Here is an 18,567-nt window from a genome sequence, read left to right on the forward strand (position 1 = left end):
CGTGGTGGGAGGATGCCGCCTAGGTTTTGTCAGCTCGAGCTTCGAACCTGTCGGGAGTGCTTGTGAGTTCCTCGGTCGCCGGGACCGTATCGCCCACCCGGCAAGCGATGCGCCGGATGCGGCGTGACCGCAGTGCGCGGGTCGGCCTGGTCGTGGTCGCCCTGCTGATCGTGATCGCCGCCGCCGCGCCCCTGCTGGTGCGGCTGGCCGGTCAGGACGCGACGACGTACCACATCGACCTGCTCGATCCGGCGCGCGGCAACGCGCCACGCGGTGCGATCGGTGGAGCGAGCGGCACCCATTGGTTCGGGGTGGAGCCGCTGACCGGCCGGGACCTGTTCTCGATCGTCGTCCTCGGTCTGCGTACGTCGCTGTTCATCGCGGTCGTCGTCACGCTGATCACCACCGTCGTCGGCACCCTCGCCGGGATCAGCGCGGCGTACCTCGGCGGCTGGTACGACGCGGTGCTGTCGCGGCTGCTCGACTTCCTCTTCGGCTTCCCGCAGCTCGTCTTCATGATTGCCCTGGGCATCGTTGTGCCGGCCAGGTTCCCGCGCTGGCTGCTGCTGATCCTGGTGCTCAGCTTCTTCGGCTGGGCCGGCCTGGCCCGCCTGATCCGGAACCAGGCGCGCTCGCTGGTGGCCCGCGAGTTCGTCGAGGCGGCCCGCAGCGTCGGGTCGAGCGGCTGGATGGTGATCACCCGCGAACTGCTGCCGAACCTGCTCGGCCCGGTCCTCGTCGTCGCCACCCTCGCGATCCCCGGCTACATCGGCGCCGAGGCGGCGCTGTCGTTCCTCGGGGTCGGCGTGCCACCGCCGACACCGAGTCTCGGACGGTCGATCTCGGACTCGATCGCCTGGGTGTACACCGGCGCGGACCCGTGGTTCCTGCTGTTCCCGGGCGCGATGCTGTTCCTGGCGGTCCTCGGGTTCACGTTGCTGGGCGACGGCGTACGGGACGCGTTCGACGTCCGGTTGCGGAGGACGAACTGATGCCCGACCTCGTCTGGTTCCTGATCCGGCGGTTGTTCGGCGCGCTGCTCGTGATGCTGGCGCTGAGCCTCGCCGTCTACCTGATCTTCTACGCGATCCCCGCCGACCCCGCCCACCTGGCGTGCGGCAAGCCCTGTACGCCGGACCGCCTCGAGCAGGCGCGGCATTTCATGCAGCTCGACCAGAGCACCCTGCAGCAGTACCTGAACTTCCTGAAGGGCATCGTCGCCGGCCGCACCTTCGGTGACGGTACGGCGGCCGTGCACTGCAACGCTCCCTGCTTCGGCTACTCGTTCCCGCTCGCTCGACCGGTCACCACGCTGATCACGGACCGGCTGCCGATCACCGCGTCGATCGCGCTCGGTGCCGCCGTTCTCTGGCTGCTGTTCGGCGTCTCGCTCGGCGTGATCGCCGCGTTGAACCGGGGCCGCATCCTCGACCGGTTGGCCGTCGGCGTCGCGCTGGCCGGCGTCTCGACCCCGTCGTTCCTGCTCGGCCTGCTCGCGATCCTGGTGTTCGGGTTCTGGCTGAACATGGTCCCGGTCAACGGCTACGTCCCGTTGACCGAGAGCCCGGTCGACTGGGCCTGGCACCTGATCACGCCCTGGATCGTGCTGGCGATCCTGCAAGCGGCGTCGTACATCCGGCTGACCCGGTCGCAGATGCTCGAGGAGCTCAACCTCGACTACATCACCACGGCCCGGGCGAAGGGTGCCGGCGAGGCGCGGGTGGTCCTGACCCACGGGCTGCGGGGCGTGCTGGTCCCGGTCATCACGCTGTTCGGTCTCGACCTCGGTGGTCTGCTCGGCGGCGCGATCCTGACCGAGAAGGTGTTCAGCATGCAAGGCCTCGGCGACCTGCTGATCAGCGCCGTCGGCCAGCTCGACGTGGCCGTGGTCGTCGGCGTCACGTTGTTCTCGGCGTTCCTGATCATCCTGGCGAACCTGGTGGTGGACATAGTGCACGGTGTGCTCGATCCGAGGGTGAGTCATGGCTGAGCCGGTATTGGAAGTGCACGACCTGCATGTCACGTTCTCGACCGAGAACGGTCCGGTGCCGGCCGTCGACGGTATCGACTTCGCGGTCGCGCCGGGACAGACGCTCGCGATCGTCGGCGAGTCCGGCTCCGGGAAGAGCGTCAGCTCGTCCGCGGTGATGGGTCTGCTGCCGTCGAACGCCGACGTCACCGGCGAGGTGCTGCTCGACGGCCGGCAGCTGGCCGGCCTGCCGAACGACGAGCTCCGCAAGATCCGCGGCAACGACATCGCGATGGTCTTCCAGGACGCCCTGTCCGCGCTGAACCCGTACTACTCCGTCGGCTGGCAGGTCGCCGAGGCCTACCGGCTGCACCACGACGTCCCGAAGAAGGTCGCGCGCCGGCGGGCGGTCGAGATGCTGGACAAGGTCGGCATCCCGGACGCGGCCCGCCGCGCGGACAGCTACCCGCACGAGTTCTCCGGGGGAATGCGGCAGCGGGTCGTGATTGCTATGGCTCTCGTGAACGACCCGAGAGTGCTGATCGCGGACGAGCCGACGACCGCACTCGACGTGACCGTGCAGGCGCAGATCATGCGCTTGCTGGACGACGTCCAGGACGAGTTCGGCACGGCCCTGATCCTGATCTCGCACGACCTCGGAGTGGTCGCGGAGGTCGCGGACGACGTCCTGGTGATGTACGCCGGGCGCGCGGCCGAGCGTGGCACCGTACGCGATCTGTTCTTCCGGGCGGCGCACCCGTACAGCCTCGGGTTGCTGGGTGCGATGCCGCGCGTCGACGTACCGCCGAAACCGCGGCTGACCACGATCCCGGGCACTCCGCCGGGGCCGGGCTCGATCACGACCGGGTGCCCGTTCCAGCCGCGGTGCGCTTACACGCATCTGGTGGGGGAGCGGTGCATCACCGAGCGGCCCGAGCTCACGCCGCGTCCTGGCGAAGGTGATCACGAGGCGGCGTGCCATTTGGGGCGGCGTCCGGAGGTGATCTTGTGAGCGACGAGTTGCTGGCGCTCAAGGACGTCAAGAAGTACTTCGGGTTGCGCGGCGTACCGTGGCAGAAGGCGCAGGCCGTTCGCGCGGTCGACGGCGTCAATCTCGTCGTACGCAAGGGCGAAACCCTCGGTCTCGTGGGCGAATCGGGTTCCGGCAAGTCCACACTGGCCCGGGTCGCGACCCGGCTGCTCGACCCGACGCAGGGCCGGGTCGAGATCGGCGGCAAGGACGTCACCAAGGTCAAGGGCCGCCGGCTGCGCCCGATCCGCCGCCGCATCCAGATGGTCTTCCAGGACCCGCAGGCCTCACTGAACCCGCGGCAGTCGGTGGCGACGATTCTGAGTACGCCGTTCCGCGCCCAAGGACTCCGCCCTACCCGGGCCCAGCTCGTCGAACTGCTCGAACAGGTCGGACTGGCCGAGGAGCACCTGGTGCGGTACCCGCACGAGTTCTCGGGCGGTCAGCGTCAGCGGATCGGGATCGCGCGGGCGCTGTCGGTCAAACCCGATCTACTGGTCTGCGACGAGCCGGTGTCCGCGCTGGACGTGTCGGTGCAGGCCCAGGTGCTGAACCTGCTCGCCGACCTGCGCGACGAGCTCGGCCTGTCGTACGTGCTGGTCGCCCATGACCTGGCCGTCGTCCGTCAGGTCGCCGACCGGATCGCCGTGATGTATCTCGGCACGATCGTCGAAGAAGGCCCGGCGGCGCAGGTGTACGAGTCGCCGGCCCACCCGTACACGAAGGCGTTGCTGTCCGCCGTCCCCGTCCCGGAACCGGGCGTCTCGCGTGATCGCATCGTGCTGACGGGCGACGTACCGACCCCTGTCAACCCGCCATCCGGATGTCCCTTCCGGACCCGCTGTTACAAGGCCGAGGACGTCTGCGCAACGAAACGACCAGTGCTCGAACCCGTCGAAGGTTCCACCGAGCACCGGGCCGCCTGCTATTTCCCTGAGCTCCCCACCTCTGAGAGGACACAATGAAACACCTATCCCGAGCGGTCGCGCTAGCGGCCGTGCTGGCGCTGGCGGCGGCCGCGTGCAACGCCAATGACAAGTCCGGCACCACTGGCGGTAGTACTGCGGCAGCGGAGCAAGGCGGCACCTTCCACATCCTCAGCACCAGCAAGGAAATCAGCTACGACCCCGCCAAGAGCCAGAACCTGGGCATCAGCGGGATCCACCTGGTGCTGCGCGGCCTGACGTCGTGGAAGACCGACCCGAGCAAGCCGACCGAGCTGGTCCCGGACCTCGCTACCGACACGGGGCAGGTCACTGATGGCGGCAAGACGTGGACCTACAAGCTCAAGCCGGGTCTCAAGTACGCCGACGGTTCGCCGATCGTTGCCGCTGACATCAAGTACGGCGTCGAGCGGTCGTTCGCGCCGGAACTGTCCGGCGGTCTCGGCTACCACAAGTCGCTCCTGGTAGGCGGCGACAAGTACACCGGCCCGTACAAGGGCGGCGACCTGGCCTCGATCGAGACGCCGGACGAGACCACGATCGTGTTCAAGCTGAACAAGCCGTACGGCGACTGGCCGTGGATCGTCAGCATGCCGGCGTTCTCCCCGGTGCCGAAGAAGGCCGACACCGACCCGGCGCACTACGGCGAGAAGCCGATGGCCAGCGGCCCGTACCAGGTGCAGTCGTACACGCCGGGCTCGAAGCTGGTCCTGACCCGGAACCCGAACTGGGACAAGTCGACCGACCCGGCCCGGACCGGCCTGCCGGACTCGATCGTGACCGACATGGGCCTGCAGCCCGACGTCGTCAACCAGCGCCTGATCGCCGACGCCGGCGACGACAAGTTCGCCGCCACCACCGGTACGTCGGTCCCGGCGGCGCTGATCCCGACGATCACCGGCAATCCGGCCGTCAAGGCCCGGGTGGCGACCTCGCCGTCCGGCGCGCTGGAGTACCTGGCGATGAACACCAAGCGGCCGGCGCTGGCCAACCCCGCGGTCCGCAAGGCGATCGAGTACGCCGTCGACAAGCAGGCTGTCCAGGTCGCCGAAGGCGGTCCGGAGTACGGCGGTGAGATCGCGTCGACTCTGATCACGCCGGGGATCGACGGGTACACCAAGTACGACTCGTACGAGGCGCCGCCGGCCGGTGACCCTGCGAAGGCCAAGCAGATGCTGGCCGCGGCGGGCGTCAGCAACCTGAACCTGGTGCTGGCCGCCGACAACACGACCGGTCTCGGCGTGGCGCAGGCGATCCAGCAGGGCCTGAAGCGGGCCGGGATCACCGTCACCATCAAGCCGCTGGACAGTGAGCCGCTGACCGACCTCATCACCGGCAACAAGCCGGACTTCGACCTGACCGTGTCGAGCTGGCTGCCGGACTTCCCGAGCGCGATCGGCAACATCCAGCCGCTCTTCGCGTCCTCGGAGATCGGGAACGGCGGCTACAACATCTCCCGCTACTCCAACCCCGCGGTGGACACGGCGATCGCCGCCGCGACGGCCGAGCCGGACCGGACGAAGGCGGCCGGGCTGTGGGCCGCGCTGGACAAGCAGATCATGGCCGACGCACCGGTCGTGCCGCTGATCTACGCGCGGAACGCGTTCCTGCACGGTTCGAAGGTGCAGAACTTCTACCTGTCGTCCTACCCGCCGTACGCCAACACCCTGATCGTCGGCCTCAGCAAGTAGCAGGGTGAGGCGGGCTCAGGTGCGTCCTTCGGATTCCTGGGCTTCGAAGAGGGTCGGCTGGGTCTCGGCGTCGAGTCCCCAGTCGGCCCTCATCACCGTGTAGCCGGCCTTCTCGGCGGCCTTGATGACCGAGATGTCGTCGTCGACCAGGACGGCGACCGGGCGGCGCTCGGCGAGGCGTTTCAGGCGGCCGAGTTTCATCAGCATCGACGGGCGGCGGTCGGTGTTGCCGCGCATGTAGACCTTGCCGTCCGGGAAGCCGTTGTCCTTCAGCCACTTCTCGGTGTCCCGCCGGGTCCGCTCCGGTCGGCCGGTCAGGTAGACGATCTCGTGGTCCGCCGCCAGCGTCGTCGCGACCGCGAGGCCCTCCTCGAGGACGGCATCGTCCTTGGCGTGATCGAAGAACGAGTCCCAGTCCTTCGGTTTCCGCTCGATGAACTGCAGCCGCTTGCTGGTGTCGGACAGGGTCGCGTCGATGTCCAGTACGGCGTACGGTCGCTCGTCACTCATGCGCCTCAGCATCCCAGGTCGCGCGGTCGACGGCGTACAGGACCTCCCCGAACTCGGTTCCGGGCAGCGGGTCGTCGAAGTGTTCGTGGTACACCTTCTCGAACCGCAGCCCGGACCGCCGCATCACGTCCCGCGACCGGTGGTTGACCGCCATCGTGTCCGCCTCCACCCGCTCCATCCCGAGCTCGGTGAACGCGTGCGTGATCAAGGCGCGGGTGCCTTCGGTCGCATATCCTTTGCCCCAGGCGGTCCGCTTCAGCCGGTACCCGACGTTCACGGTCCGCGGATCCGCGGCCGGCTGAAGCCCGAACCACCCGACGAAACCCTCCGCATCCTCGGCCTTGAACGTCCCCAGCTCCGGACGCTCGGCGTACACCTTGAGGATCGCCGGCAGTACGACGCTCTCGACCTCGTCCCGCGGTGTCGCCTGCGCGGTCAGGAACCGCATCACCTCAGGATCGGAGTCCAAGTCCACCAGCAACTCGACGTCGCCGCGGGTGAACCGCCCCAACCGCAAACGCTCCGTCTCCAGATACACATCCGGACCCTCTCATCGTCCTTGAGCCTCCACCAGTCATTTCGAGGGCGGCGAAACGGTTGGTGCAGGCTCAAGGTGCGTCCGGAGTGTGGGCGGTGTGGGGGTTGGGGTGTGTTGGGTTGGGCGGTTGTCGGTGGGGCGGGTTAGCGTTCATTCCGCTATGGACGAGTCGATCACGTTTCTGCACAGCTCGGACTGGCAGCTGGGCATGATGCGCCGGTTCCTGGGGCCGGACGGGCAGGCCCGGTGGGGTCAGGCGCGGCTGGATGCTGTCGCGCGGATCGGCGAGGTCGCGGAGCGGACCGGGGCGGCGTTCGTGGTCGTCACCGGGGACGTGTTCGAGCACAACCAGGTCGAGCGGCAGACCATCCTGCGGGCGTGCGAGGCGCTCAAGCGGATCCCGGTCCCGGTCGTGCTGCTCCCGGGCAACCACGACGCGCTGGAGCCGGGGTCGCTGTGGACCTCGAGCCAGTGGCTGGCGCACGCGCCGGACCACGTGACGGTGCTGACCGAAACGACGCCTTTCCAGATCGTGCCGGGGGTCGAGCTCGTCGGCGCACCGTGGCGGTCGCGGCGCCCGCTCTCGGACCCGGCCGCGCCCGGGTACGCCGACCTGACAGCAGACCCGAAGACGACGCGGATCCTGCTCGCCCACGGCCAGTTGACGAGTCTGTCCGGCGGCATGTCCGACGTACCGACGATCGACCAGGCGGCGCTGGAGGCCGCGGTCGCGGACGGCCGGCTGCAGTACGTCGGCCTCGGCGATCGGCACTCGACGACGCGGGTCACCGACCGGATCTGGTTCTCCGGGACGCAGGAGGTCACGTCGCCCGAAGAGGACGCGCCGGGCAATGTCTTGAAGGTGGTCATCGGCGCCGGCGAGATCGACGTCGAGCCGATCCGCGTCGGGGCGTGGCACATGGTGGATCATCGCGTCGAGCTGTTCGACGAGGAGTCGATCACGGCGCTCGAGGACTGGTTCGCCGAGCTGCCGGACAAGGAGCGGACGTACGTGCGGCTGGCCGGTGACGGATCGCTGTCGTTGCCGTTGCTGGCCCGGCTGGACACGATCATCGACGCGCAGGGCGAGGTCTTCGCGAGCGTCGAGCGCTGGGCGAAGTTCTGGACCGTGCGGCCGGCGCCGGACGCGGCGGACCTGGAGTCGCTGCAGCTGAGCGGACCGGCGCGGGCCGCGATGGAGGAGTTGCGGCAGGCCTTGGCCGGCGGCGACGAGAGCGCGGGTGCGGCGTTGTCGTTGATGCACCGGTTGGCGCGGGACGCGGGATGAGACTGCGGTGAGATTACACAGCTTGGCGCTACGGGACTTCCGTGGCGTCAAGGACCGCATTGTCCGGTTCCGCGCGCTCGGCACCACCGTGGTGGTCGGCGACAACGAGGTCGGGAAGTCCAGCCTGGTCGAGGCGTTCGGGCTGATCTTCGACCTGCCCGACGACTCGAAGTCGACGCGGATCCGCGACATCCAGCCGGTCGGCCAGGACGTCGGGCCGGAAGTGACCGTCGAGCTCAGCCTCGCGGGCCGCGAGCTGACCTACTCGAAGCGCTGGCTGAAGAACCGGTCCACCGAGCTGACGATCGCGGAGCCCGACGGCCGGCGGCAGTCGTGGACCGGGCGCGAGGCGCACAACGAGGCCGAGCGCCTGTTCCACGAGAACGTGGACCCGGTGCTGTGGCAGACCTTGATGGTCAGCCAGGGCCAGTCGTTGGTGCTGCCAACGCCGGCCGACGCCGAGCCGCTGATCACCGCGGTGACCGCGGAGTCGGGCACCCCGGTCGACGGTGCGTCGATGCCGCTGGTGACGGCCGTCGAGCACGAGTTCCTGCGGTACTGGACGCCGCGCGGCAAGCCGACCGGTGACTTCGCGCGCTCGGCGAAGGCCGTGGCCGCCGCCGAGCTGGGGTTCAAGCAGGCGTTGCAGGCGATGGAGGAGGTCCAGTCCGACATCCGTCGCGCCGAGCGGCTGAATCTCGATCTCGCGGACGTGACCGCCCGACTGACCGAGCACCTGGCCGGTGTGGAGGCACTGCGCGAACGCAAGCAGGCGACCGACGAGATCCTGCTCCGCCGCGACTCGGTGAGGTCCCGCGCGGAGACCGCACGAGCCCGGTTGGAGAACCACACTCGCACCCGGCTGGAGCGGGAACGCCTGCTCGACGAGGTCGAGCGGTTCACGAAGGCTCACACCGAGCTCGCCGCGCGGCGGGCCGACGCGGAACTCGTCGCCAAGACCGCGGCCGAGACCGTCCAGGCGGCAGAGGCCGCGCTGGCGGAGGTCGTGGAGCTCAAGGACCTACGGCGTACCGACGTACAGACCGCGGAACGTCGCGTCTCCGACCTGATGGATCGCGCCGAGCTGGACCGGCTGGTCGGCCAGCAGACGGAGCTGATCGACGTCCGGGCGCGGATCGCGGCGGCCTGGACGATCCTGGACCGGATCAAGGTCGACGACGCGTTGGTGGCCGCGTTGGAGGATGCCCGCGCGGCGGTGGTCGAGGCTCGCGCGGCGCTCGCGGCCGGCGTTCCCGAGGTGTCGGTACGGCGACTTGGGTCGGAGCCCGTGGAACTGTCCGGGACCGGGCTCGAAGGCAACGTGCCGGCGGAGCTCGGTTTCGACGAGTCGACCGAGGTTCTCGTCTCCGGTGAGCTCCTGGTCGGCGTGCCGGGACAGGTCGAGGTGACCGTCCGCGCCGGCGGTGACGCGGCGGCGCTGCGCTCGCGCGTCGACGACGCCGTACGGCGGGAGAAGGACCTGCTGAAGAAGGCCGGCGTCAAGGACGTTGCCGCGGCGCGGGAGCTGTTGCGGAAGGCGGACACCGCGACTGCCGAGCTCAACGAGGCGCGGCGGACCGAGAAGTCGCTGACGGCCGGAGGTGATCCGGGGGAGCGGATCGCCGTACTGACCGCCCGGCTCGGCACCGACGAGGAGGCCGAGGACGCCGGCGGCAAAGAGGCCGCGGTCGAGGGCGTTCCAGGGCAGATGTCGCTGTTCGAGGAATTCGCGTCGCCGCACGACACGCTGTTCGACGACTTCGACGTACCGGAGCCGGAGCCGGACGACCTCTCCAGCGCTCAGCGGGTGCTCGAAGAGGCCCGGAGCGGGCTGGCCGACGCCGAGCGGTTGCTGACGGATGCGGAGTTCGCGGCCGCGCAGGCGCGCAAGGCGGCGGACGAGGACCGGTCCGAGGCACAGAACGCGCGAGCCCGGTCCGAGCTGGCAGGAGAGCGGCTGGCTGCGGCCGTCGAGGCGCTCGAGGCCGCGCGGGCGGTGCTCGACGACGAGGCAGTGGCGGCGGCCGAGACCGAGGCGACGGCTGAGGTCGAGGCGGTGCTCGAGGAGCTGACCGCTGTACAGGAGCAGGCGGACGAGGCTGGGGCGGATCAGGTCGCGGGGGAGCTGACGCATGCGTTGGCTGTGGCGACGCGGTTGCAGGGCGAGCGGGACAACTTGCGTGACGCGTTGCGTACGACGGAAGGCCGCCTGGAGCAGTCCGGGCGGGACGGGCTGGCGACGCGACGGGACGTGGCCGAGCTGGAGCTGGCCGCCGTACGCACGGAGCACGACAGCCTCCTGCGGCGGGCCGAGGCGGCACGACGTGTGCACGAGACGCTGAGCCGGCATCGGGCCGAGGCGCAGACGAAGTACTCCGAGCCGTTGCAAAGCCGGATCGAGGCGCTCGGCCGCAGTGTGTACGGACCGTCGTTCCGGGTCTGGCTGGACGACGACCTCGCGGTCGCGGAGCGCGAACTGGACGGTGTCCGGTTGCCGGTCGAGGCATTGTCGACGGGTGCTCAGGAGCAAATGGCGATCATCACGCGACTGGCGATCAGCCACCTCGTCAGCACCGGCGAGGGCAGCGTGCCGGTGATCTTCGACGACGCTCTCGGCTGGTCCGACAAGGCTCGCCTCCGCGACATGGGCGCCCTCCTCGGCCGCGCCGGCGACCACGGCCAGGTCATCATCCTGACCTGCATGCCCGACCGCTACGAGTACGTCCCGAAGGCGACGTTCATCAAGCTGGACGGATGATCCGCTCCGGCGCGGAGTAGACGACGCAGCGGTCGCCGCGGGTGAAGCCGGCGAGGGTGATGCTGGATCGGCGGGCGAGGTCCACGGCGAGGCTCGAGGGTGCGCCGACCGCGACGATCATGCCGAGGCCGGCGGCGACCGCTTTCTGGACGATCTCGTAGCCGGCGCGGCCGCTGACGGCGAGTATCAGGCCCTTGCGGCTGTGCTGGTTGAGGACGGTCCAGCCGACGACCTTGTCGACCGCGTTGTGCCGGCCGATGTCCTCCTTCACCACGACCTTGCGGCCGTCAGCGGTGAACAGGCCCGCGGCGTGCAGACCGCCGGTGCGGCTGAACATCGGCTGAGCTTCGCGGAGGAGGTCGGGAAGGCGGCGTACGACGTCGACCGGTGCCTCGACCGGGTCCACCGGGTCGTACTCGCGCTCGGCGAGTTCGTCGAGGCTCTGCTGCCCGCAGACACCGCAGGCGGCCGACGTCACGCCGTACCGCTGGGGCGGTTCGCGGTCCGGGGGACCGTCGAACGTGACGGTGACGGTGTTGAACTGCTGCTCAGGGGTCAGCGTGACATCGGTGCAGTAGGCAACGGTCCGGATCGCGTCCGGCCGGACCGCGAACCCCTCGCCGAGGCAGAACCCGGCGGCCAGTTCGAAGTCGGAGCCGGGGGTGCGCATCGTGACGACCAGCGGCTCGGGCGGCCGGCCCGGCCATTCGAGCCGAAGCTCCAGCGGTTCCTCGGTGCTGACGACGTCCTCGCGCCGCGACGTCCGGTCGCCGTCGAGCACCTCGACCTTGAACCTGCTGGTGGGAGCCTTCGTCATACCTCCACGGTAGGCCAGTTGCGTCGTACGGCGAGCCAGTCGAGGAATGTCCACGCGTACAGCCGCTGGTGCTCGCGCAGTGTCGGCGTACAGCCGGGCGGGGGCGGGGCCTCGGTGTTCTTCATCATGTACGCCGCGATCACGGCCACGAACGAGTCAAGGTGGTCCTTCGGTACGTCGGCTGTGAGCGGGCTGCGGGTGATGGCGGTGAACGTGTCGATGCCTTGGTGCTGGGCGACCGGCAGCAGGCCGACCCAGTCCACCCAGCGCGGGCCGAGGGCCAGCCAGTTCCAGTCGATGGTCCAGCAGGTGCCGACGTTGTCGATCAGGATGTTGTCCGGGCGGAGATCGGAGTGCGTGGCGGAGTCGCCGGTGAGAGCTTCGGGCGCGAGCTTGGCCAGCTCCGCGAGTTCCGGCAGCACGCGCGGCAGCCAGTCCTGCAGGCCGGTCGGCATCTCCCGCTCACCCGCCAGGATCTGCGCCGGCACGTCGACGTCATCGCCGACCAGATCCGCGAACCTACTGAGCCCACCCAACGGACTCGGCTCCAACACCCCGGCCAACTCCTCACAAGCAGCAGCAACCACCCCAAAGTCCCCCACCGTCCAAGGAGCCCCAGGCATCCGCCCCTCGACAAATTCCGAGACGACGGCGAACCAGCTATCGACGTGGGCGGTGGTGATGATGGCTGGGGCTTGGATTGCTTTCGGGAGTTGGGGGACGACCTCGGCTTCGCGCTGGTACGCCTCGTAGGCGTGCAGGCCTTCCTCGGCTGCCTTGATGAAGACGCGGCGGCCGTCCGCAAGCTGTGCTTGGGCAGCGAAGCCTCCGGTGAAGCCTGAGCTGACCGGCGACGAGACGGAGGCGATCTGAGTGCCTAGGGCAACGGCGAGGGCCTCGTGGAGGGCCGGCGGGAGCGATTCCCAGCCGGGTCGCGACGAGGTGGCGAAGTAGTCGACGTCCGGGGCGCGGCTCATGTCCACGAACGATAGAACCCCGCAGCGGCGCAGCGCTCGTGGTTTAGCGTTCGGGCTGTGAGTGGATCCGTGGTGCTGCAGGTGCTCGATCTGGTCGGGATCTTCGTGTTCGGGATCACTGGTGCGCTGGTCGGCGTACGGAAGAAGCTGGACGTGTTCGGGATCCAGGTGCTCGCGCTGGTCACCGGGCTCGGCGGTGGATTCATCCGGGACGTGCTGATCGGTGAGACCCCGCCGGCCGCGCTCCGCGACTGGCGCTACCTGGTGGTCCCGATCGCGGCCGGTCTGCTGACGTTCTTCCTGCATCCGGGCATCGGCCGCGTCGAGCGGCTGGTGAACATCTTCGACGCGGCCGGCCTCGCCTTGTTCTGCGTGACCGGTGCGCTGAAGGCGATCGACTCCGGGCTGTCGCCGATCTCGGCCGCGCTCCTCGGCACGCTCTCGGGCATCGGCGGGGGAGTACTGCGGGACGTGCTCAGCGGCCGCGTCCCGGTCGTTCTCCGCTCGGAGATCTACGCCACCCCGGCACTGCTCGGGGCCGGCATCGTGGTCGTCGCGTCGGCGTTGGAGTACCACGCCCTGTGGGTCCCGATTTCCGCCGCGGTGGTGTGCTTCGCGATCCGGCTGCTCGCGATCCGCCGCGGCTGGAACGCGCCGCTACCCCGCAATCCGTGACGGCGGGGCCCATCCGTTGACGATGGCAACCAATTCCACGTAGCGGTGCCAGTGCGGTCCGGCCTCGGTACGCCGAAGCTCGATCAGGCGACTGCGGTACGCCGGGTCCGCCCGGAGCGGATCGTCTCCGGCCAGGGCGAGGTAGCCGGCCATAAGACGACGTACCGAATCCCGGAAGTCGGGCGCGGATACCAGCGCCGTCAGCTCCAGCCAGGCCTCGACCTGCTGCGGTTCGGCGTCCTCGGGCAGGACCGGCGTCAGATTCTGGCGGACGGCGGGGGCGGCGCCGGCGAGCGTCGTATCGAGGAAGTCGGCGATCAGCGCGCGGCTGTCCTGCGCGGCCTGCTCGGACTGTTCGGTCATGAGGTACACGTCCTCCGGGTCGGGATGGTTGGCGAGGACCGTGAGCAGGGCGTGCTGCCGGCGTAGCGTGCGGATCTGGATCGCCAGCGCATCGGCGTGGGTCGCCGCGACCTCCGCGAGGGAACGATCGTCCCGCAGTACGGCGTGGATCGTCGGCAGATCCAGGTCCAGGGCACGCAAAGTCCGGATCAGCCGCAGCCGTACGACGGCATTCTCGTCGTACCGTCGATGGCCGGCAGCGGTACGCCGTACCGTCAGCAGCCCGAGGTCGGAGTAGTGCCGCACGGCCTTCACCGACACCCCGGCGAGCCGCGCCGCCGCACCGATCGAGTGGTCCATACCCGCCACCCTCACACCTCCCGTAACAGGAGATGCAAGCCTAATTGTGGGCGAATCGTTCCTTGGGGCGGGCGAAGGTGATGGAGGCCGCGGCGACGAGCGCGCAGGCGATACCGACGCCGAACGGGACCCAGTACGCGTCCGACGGGCCCCAGACGTCGACCGCATGGCCGGCGGCCGCGTTGCCCGGTGCCACGCCGAGCAGGATGCCCGTGACGGTCCAGGTGATCGCTTCGGTCAGCCGCTGCGGCGGCACCCACTCCTCGACACAGGCGGTGACCGCGACCATCGTCGGGGCGATCGTCATACCGCAGCAGAACAGCACGGCGCCGAGCAGCGGGATGCTGTTGACCCAGGGGAGTGGTGCGAGCGTGATCGCGAGCGCGATCGTGCCGAGCAGCAGCCGTCGCTCGACCGGAGCCCGCCAGTGCACCGAGCCGTACCAGAGCCCGGCCAGCAGGCTCCCGAACGCCCAGATCGCCAGTACGACGCCAGCCAGCCCTGCCTGTCCCTTCTCGGTGGTGAACGCCACGGTGATCACCTCCGCGCCACCGAGCGTCGCACCGAGGCCGAGACCGATCAGGCTGAGCAGCAAGATCGAAAGCCAGGGGAGTGGTGCCTGCTCGGTGCCGTCCGACTTGCCACGACCTGGCGGGTCGGAGGCGCGCAGCAGCGCCAGCCAGATGCCACCGGCCAGTCCCAGTACGCCGGCCGCGGACAGAGCGGCGTACGGACTCGCCTGCGTCGCCAGCGTCGTGACGAGCACCGGACCGACGATGAAGACCACCTCGTCGCCGACCGCCTCCAGAGCGAATGCCGTCTGCAGGGCTCGACCACGGCCCAGCAGGTGCGTCCACCGCGCCCGGACGAACGAACCGACCTGGGGACGGGTGCCACCGGCAATGAACGACAGCACGTACAGGACCCACGTAGGCGCGTCGGCACGCACAGCGACGAGCAGTACGGCCAGACCGACCGTGCAGGCGACTGAGCCGATCAGGATCAGCCCGCGCTGCCCGAACCGATCGACCAGCCGGCCCTGGATGGGGCCGGTCAGCGCACCGGCGATCACGGCCACGCCGGAGACCGCGCCGGCGAGACCGTACGAACCGCTCTCCTGGGCGATCAGGATCACGATGCCGAGCCCGATCATCGAGATCGGCATCCGCCCGAGAATCCCGGCAGCGAAGAACGATGCCGCTCCGCGGCGGCGCATGAGATGGAAGTAAGGCTTGAGCATGAGAGACCGGGAGCAGCTTAGGTCATGTCCGTCTGAGAAGCTTGGAATATGTCGCCTGCTGCACCCCCGTACGACGCTGTCCTGCTGCTCTCCTTCGGTGGTCCCGAGAAACCCGACGACGTGCTGCCCTTCCTGCAGAACGTGACCCGCGGCCGCGGGATCCCGGACGAGCGGTTGAAGGAGGTCGGCGAGCACTACTACTCGTTCGGCGGCAAGAGCCCGATCAACGACCAGAACCGGGCGCTGCTCAAGGCGCTGCGGGCGTCGTTCGACGAGATCGGGCTGGACCTGCCGATCTACTGGGGCAACCGCAACTGGGCGCCGTACCTGACCGACACGATGCGTGAGATGGCCGCGGACGGCATCCGCCGCGCGGTGGTGATCGTCACGTCCGCCTACCCGTCTTACTCCGGCTGCCGGCAGTACCGGGAGAACCTCGAGGACGCCGCCCGCGAGGTTCCGGACGCGCCGCGGATCGACAAGCTGCGGCACTACGCGAACCACCCCGGCTTCGTCGGGTCGTTCGTGGAGTCGACCGCCGACGCGCTGAGCAAGCTCCCGGACGGCGCCGCGATCGCCTACGTCACGCACTCGATCCCGGCCGCGATGAACGCGACCAGCGGCCCGGACGGCAACGGGTACGTCGACTGGCACCTGGACGTCGCCGCGGAGATCACGGCCGAGCTCGAGCGGCGCACCGGGCAGACCCGGCGTACCGACCTCGTCTACTGCTCGCGGTCCGGGCCGCCGCAGGTGCCGTGGCTCGAGCCGGACGTCAACGACCACCTGGAGGTGCTGGCCGCCGACGGGGTGCCCGGTGTGGCCGTGGTACCGATCGGCTTCGTGAGCGACCACATGGAGGTCATCTACGACCTCGACACCGAGGCCGCGAAGACGGCCGCGAAGCTCGGACTGCCGATGGCGCGCGCCGCGACGCCGGGGACGGACGAGAAGTTCGTCACCATGCTCCGCGACCTGGTGGTCGAGCGGGCCGCGGCCGAGCGCGGGGAGCAGCCTGCCCGGCCCTGCGTCGGCAAACTCGGGCCGGGCTGGGACGACTGCCGTCACGACTGCTGCCCACCGCTGCGCCGACCTATCGCGAAGGAAGCTGTATGAGTGCCTCTGAGAGCCCGCAGGATCTCCTCAAGCTGGCCGTGGAGGTGGCGGAGGAGGCAGCGCAGCTGATCGTCGAACGCCGCCGCGGCACGATCACCGTCGCCGAGACCAAGAGCACCATCACCGATGTGGTCACGGCGGTCGACCGTGAGTCCGAGGAGCTGATCAGGGCCCGGGTGCTGCGCGCCCGGCCGGACGACTCGTTCCAAGGCGAGGAGGGCGACGACGTGGTCGGCACCAGCGGGGTGCGCTGGGTCGTCGACCCGATCGACGGCACGGTCAACTACCTCTACGACCTCCCGACGTACGCCGTCTCGATCGCGGTGGAGTACGGCGGGGAGACGGTCGCCGGTGTGGTGGTGGACGCGCCCAAGGGCGAGGTGTTCACCGCGACCCTCGGCGGCGGGGCGTTCGCGGACGGCAAGCCGATCCAGGTGTCGGGCGCGACCGAGCTGAGCCAGGCGCTGGTCGGGACCGGGTTCGGGTACGACCCGGCGCGCCGCCAGGTCCAGGCCGAGGTGATCCAGCACCTGATCACGAACGTCCGCGACATCCGCCGGATCGGGGTCGGCGCGATCGACCTGTGCTACGTGGCCTGCGGCCGGCTCGACGTGGTGTACGAACGCGGGCTGAACCCGTGGGACTACGGCGCGGGCGCCCTGATCGCGGCCGAGGCCGGAGCCCGGGTCGGCGGGCTGAACGGCGCCCCGGTGTCGCCGGAGATGTCGATCGCGGCCACTCCGGCTCTGTTCGAGCCGTTCCACGCGTTGCTGGCCGCGGCGAACCCGTTGCGCGTGTAAGTGCCGGTGAGTGCTCGTTTCTGCGCAGTACTGCGCACTAACGAGCATTCTGCTGTTCGGTCCTGACATTTGTGGCGACACGCGGGCCACAGCATGGACCCAGTCGTGCATTGCGGGCCTTTATAGGGCACAATCCCGTCCTCGGGAACGGTGTTTGCCGATCCCGGCCTGGCTGTCAAGGGTTTCGGGGGACGAAAGTTCGGCGCGGTGCTCCGGCGCGGAATTTCTCGGCCGCTCCACCCGTTCAAGGGCTCAGCAGGCAACACCACGGGTACGAAGAGGGCAGGGAAACACCATGGCGACTGATTACGACGCCCCGCGCAAGACGGACGAGGACGCTTCCGAAGAGTCGATCGAGGAACTGAAGACTCGCCGTCACGACAAGAACTCCGGCAAGGTCGACGAGGACGAGGCCGAGGCCGCGGAGAGCTTCGAGCTGCCCGGCGCGGACCTCAGCCACGAAGAGCTGGCGGTCCGGGTCCTCCCGCGTCAGGCCGACGAGTTCACCTGTTCGAGCTGCTTCCTGGTTCACCACCGCAGCCAGCTCGCCGAGACGAAGAACGGGCAGCTGATCTGCCGCGACTGCGCAGCCTGACACCAGCGCCCTACTTCGTAAGCAAACGCACAGCGGGACCGTCCCACTCCGGTGGAACGGTCCCGCTGTCGTGCCTGCTGGTCTTCTTGGCTCAGTCTTTCTTGACCAGCCCGGTGTCGGTGCCCTTCACCAGTCGCGCGGTGGCGTCCGCCTCGTAGCCGGGCGGCGCGTAGCCGGTGGACTTGAGCCAGTACGCGGCCGCGCGGCGCTCTGCGAAGAGCTTGCCGGCGGCTGCGGCGGCAGCGCTCGCAGCGGCCCAGGTCATGACCTCGGCGTACCCGCCGTGGCCGTCCTTCGGCGGCTTCCCGCCCGATCCCAGCTTCCAGGCCGTGCTGACCGCCTTGCTCGCGGCCAGGCCCACCACGATCGTGAAGGCGGCCTGTACCAGCTTCCAGCCGATCTTCGCTCCGACCACAACGCCCTCCTAGTACGACTGCCGACAGTCAGGATCTTCCCACGCTGTGCCCGCTCAGGGCGGCAGCCAATCGGTCCGGGTGGCGCGTCGCGATCAGCCAGTACGGCGCGGGGTCGGCCGGATCGGTGATCTGTACCCGCACGGCCCCGCTGATGTAGCTCCGCAGTACCAGGAACGCCTTCGGGTCGCAATCGCGTCCGAACGCGCGCCGGGCGTCATCGCCGGTCAGCGCCTCGACCGTGCCCAGATACGTCCGGTCGATCTCCGCCCGCCCGGCGTGCAGCCGGGTGTCGTCGACCTCCACGCGAGCGCCGCCGTACCGGAGGAACAGCGCCAGGAGCAGGACCGCGGCGAGCCCACCGACCACGGCGCCGGCCATCGTCCCGACCGGTACGGCGACGATGGCGAACAGCGTGACCACAGCGGCGGCGGCGATGATCCACCACGACACCGGCACCCGCAGACTCTCGCGATACGTACTCTGTTCCAGGCCCACAGGACC

At 69.4% G+C, this 18,567-nt stretch carries 19 protein-coding genes; 11 read left to right on the top strand and 8 right to left on the bottom strand.

Annotation, left to right across the window (positions count from 1 at the left end; genetic code table 11):
* Positions 1 to 62 precede the first annotated feature (62 nt).
* Genes EV647_RS31030 through EV647_RS31050 form a run of 5 tightly spaced genes read left to right on the top strand, consistent with a single transcriptional unit; the run spans position 63 to position 5,634 of the window.
* The gene (locus tag EV647_RS31030) at positions 63 to 992 is read left to right on the top strand and encodes an ABC transporter permease (protein ID WP_134009307.1); all 930 of its coding nucleotides are present in this window, start codon (positions 63 to 65) and stop codon (positions 990 to 992) included.
* On the top strand, positions 992 to 1,990 hold the full coding sequence (locus EV647_RS31035) for an ABC transporter permease (RefSeq protein ID WP_134009309.1): 999 nt from the start codon (positions 992 to 994) through the stop codon (positions 1,988 to 1,990). The genes EV647_RS31030 and EV647_RS31035 overlap by 1 nt, the downstream gene beginning before the upstream one ends.
* Entirely contained in the window at positions 1,983 to 2,981 is a 999-nt protein-coding gene (locus tag EV647_RS31040; RefSeq protein ID WP_134009311.1) for an ABC transporter ATP-binding protein, read from the top strand. Before EV647_RS31035 ends, EV647_RS31040 begins: the two co-directional genes overlap by 8 nt.
* Complete coding sequence (locus tag EV647_RS31045; protein WP_202870815.1) at positions 2,978 to 3,964, top strand: ABC transporter ATP-binding protein; 987 nt, start codon at positions 2,978 to 2,980, stop codon at positions 3,962 to 3,964. The genes EV647_RS31040 and EV647_RS31045 overlap by 4 nt, the downstream gene beginning before the upstream one ends.
* Positions 3,961 to 5,634, top strand: coding sequence for an ABC transporter substrate-binding protein (locus EV647_RS31050; RefSeq protein ID WP_134009315.1), 1,674 nt, complete (start codon positions 3,961 to 3,963; stop codon positions 5,632 to 5,634). The genes EV647_RS31045 and EV647_RS31050 overlap by 4 nt, the downstream gene beginning before the upstream one ends.
* Before the next feature lie 15 nt (positions 5,635 to 5,649).
* On the opposite strand, the gene EV647_RS31055 is transcribed toward EV647_RS31050, so the two are convergent.
* Together EV647_RS31055 and EV647_RS31060 are read right to left on the bottom strand one after the other, a co-directional pair.
* On the bottom strand, positions 5,650 to 6,144 hold the full coding sequence (locus EV647_RS31055; RefSeq protein ID WP_202870814.1) for an HAD family acid phosphatase: 495 nt from the start codon (positions 6,142 to 6,144) through the stop codon (positions 5,650 to 5,652).
* Positions 6,137 to 6,682 carry a GNAT family N-acetyltransferase gene (locus tag EV647_RS31060; RefSeq protein WP_134009319.1) on the bottom strand — a complete coding sequence of 182 codons (546 nt, stop codon included), beginning with the start codon at positions 6,680 to 6,682 and terminating at the stop codon, positions 6,137 to 6,139. The genes EV647_RS31055 and EV647_RS31060 overlap by 8 nt, the downstream gene beginning before the upstream one ends.
* Positions 6,683 to 6,842: 160 nt before the next feature.
* Here EV647_RS31060 and EV647_RS31065 point away from each other — a divergent pair, with 160 nt between their 5' ends.
* Together EV647_RS31065 and EV647_RS31070 are read left to right on the top strand one after the other, a co-directional pair.
* A complete protein-coding gene (locus EV647_RS31065; RefSeq protein WP_134009321.1) occupies positions 6,843 to 7,970 on the top strand; it encodes a metallophosphoesterase in 1,128 nt (375 codons plus the stop codon).
* Between the two features lie 7 nt (positions 7,971 to 7,977).
* Entirely contained in the window at positions 7,978 to 10,728 is a 2,751-nt protein-coding gene (locus EV647_RS31070) for an AAA family ATPase (protein WP_134009323.1), read from the top strand.
* On the opposite strand, the gene fdhD is transcribed toward EV647_RS31070, so the two are convergent.
* Complete coding sequence (gene fdhD, locus EV647_RS31075; protein ID WP_134009325.1) at positions 10,712 to 11,545, bottom strand: formate dehydrogenase accessory sulfurtransferase FdhD; 834 nt, start codon at positions 11,543 to 11,545, stop codon at positions 10,712 to 10,714. The genes EV647_RS31070 and fdhD overlap by 17 nt on opposite strands.
* A complete protein-coding gene (locus EV647_RS31080) occupies positions 11,542 to 12,522 on the bottom strand; it encodes a phosphotransferase family protein (protein WP_134009327.1) in 981 nt (326 codons plus the stop codon). Before EV647_RS31080 ends, fdhD begins: the two co-directional genes overlap by 4 nt.
* Before the next feature lie 57 nt (positions 12,523 to 12,579).
* Here EV647_RS31080 and EV647_RS31085 point away from each other — a divergent pair, with 57 nt between their 5' ends.
* Positions 12,580 to 13,197, top strand: a complete 618-nt coding sequence (locus tag EV647_RS31085) for a trimeric intracellular cation channel family protein (protein WP_238157535.1) — start codon at positions 12,580 to 12,582, stop codon at positions 13,195 to 13,197.
* Here EV647_RS31085 and EV647_RS42660 read toward each other — a convergent pair.
* Positions 13,180 to 13,899 carry a MerR family transcriptional regulator gene (locus tag EV647_RS42660; protein ID WP_134009329.1) on the bottom strand — a complete coding sequence of 240 codons (720 nt, stop codon included), beginning with the start codon at positions 13,897 to 13,899 and terminating at the stop codon, positions 13,180 to 13,182. The two genes, EV647_RS31085 and EV647_RS42660, sit on opposite strands and share 18 nt — an antisense overlap.
* Positions 13,900 to 13,939: 40 nt before the next feature.
* Positions 13,940 to 15,139: an MFS transporter gene (locus EV647_RS31095; protein WP_134009331.1), complete on the bottom strand. Its 1,200-nt coding sequence runs from the start codon at positions 15,137 to 15,139 to the stop codon at positions 13,940 to 13,942.
* Between the two features lie 48 nt (positions 15,140 to 15,187).
* On the opposite strand from EV647_RS31095, the gene EV647_RS31100 reads away from it, so the two are divergent.
* From EV647_RS31100 to EV647_RS31110, 3 genes are all read left to right on the top strand, one after another.
* Positions 15,188 to 16,255, top strand: coding sequence for a ferrochelatase (locus EV647_RS31100; RefSeq protein ID WP_134009333.1), 1,068 nt, complete (start codon positions 15,188 to 15,190; stop codon positions 16,253 to 16,255).
* A complete protein-coding gene (locus EV647_RS31105; RefSeq protein ID WP_134009335.1) occupies positions 16,252 to 17,055 on the top strand; it encodes an inositol monophosphatase family protein in 804 nt (267 codons plus the stop codon). The genes EV647_RS31100 and EV647_RS31105 overlap by 4 nt, the downstream gene beginning before the upstream one ends.
* Positions 17,056 to 17,350: 295 nt before the next feature.
* Entirely contained in the window at positions 17,351 to 17,650 is a 300-nt protein-coding gene (locus EV647_RS31110; RefSeq protein WP_130379292.1) for a DUF4193 domain-containing protein, read from the top strand.
* Positions 17,651 to 17,741: 91 nt separating this feature from the next.
* Here EV647_RS31110 and EV647_RS31115 read toward each other — a convergent pair whose 3' ends face one another.
* Together EV647_RS31115 and EV647_RS31120 are read right to left on the bottom strand one after the other, a co-directional pair.
* Positions 17,742 to 18,065, bottom strand: coding sequence for a DUF4235 domain-containing protein (locus tag EV647_RS31115; protein WP_134009337.1), 324 nt, complete (start codon positions 18,063 to 18,065; stop codon positions 17,742 to 17,744).
* 28 nt (positions 18,066 to 18,093) lie between these two features.
* A complete protein-coding gene (locus EV647_RS31120) occupies positions 18,094 to 18,561 on the bottom strand; it encodes a DUF3093 domain-containing protein (protein ID WP_238175091.1) in 468 nt (155 codons plus the stop codon).
* Positions 18,562 to 18,567: the final 6 nt, after the last annotated feature.

The sequence above is a fragment of the Kribbella sp. VKM Ac-2566 genome, from assembly GCF_004366005.1.
GTDB lineage: Bacteria > Actinomycetota > Actinomycetes > Propionibacteriales > Kribbellaceae > Kribbella > Kribbella pratensis.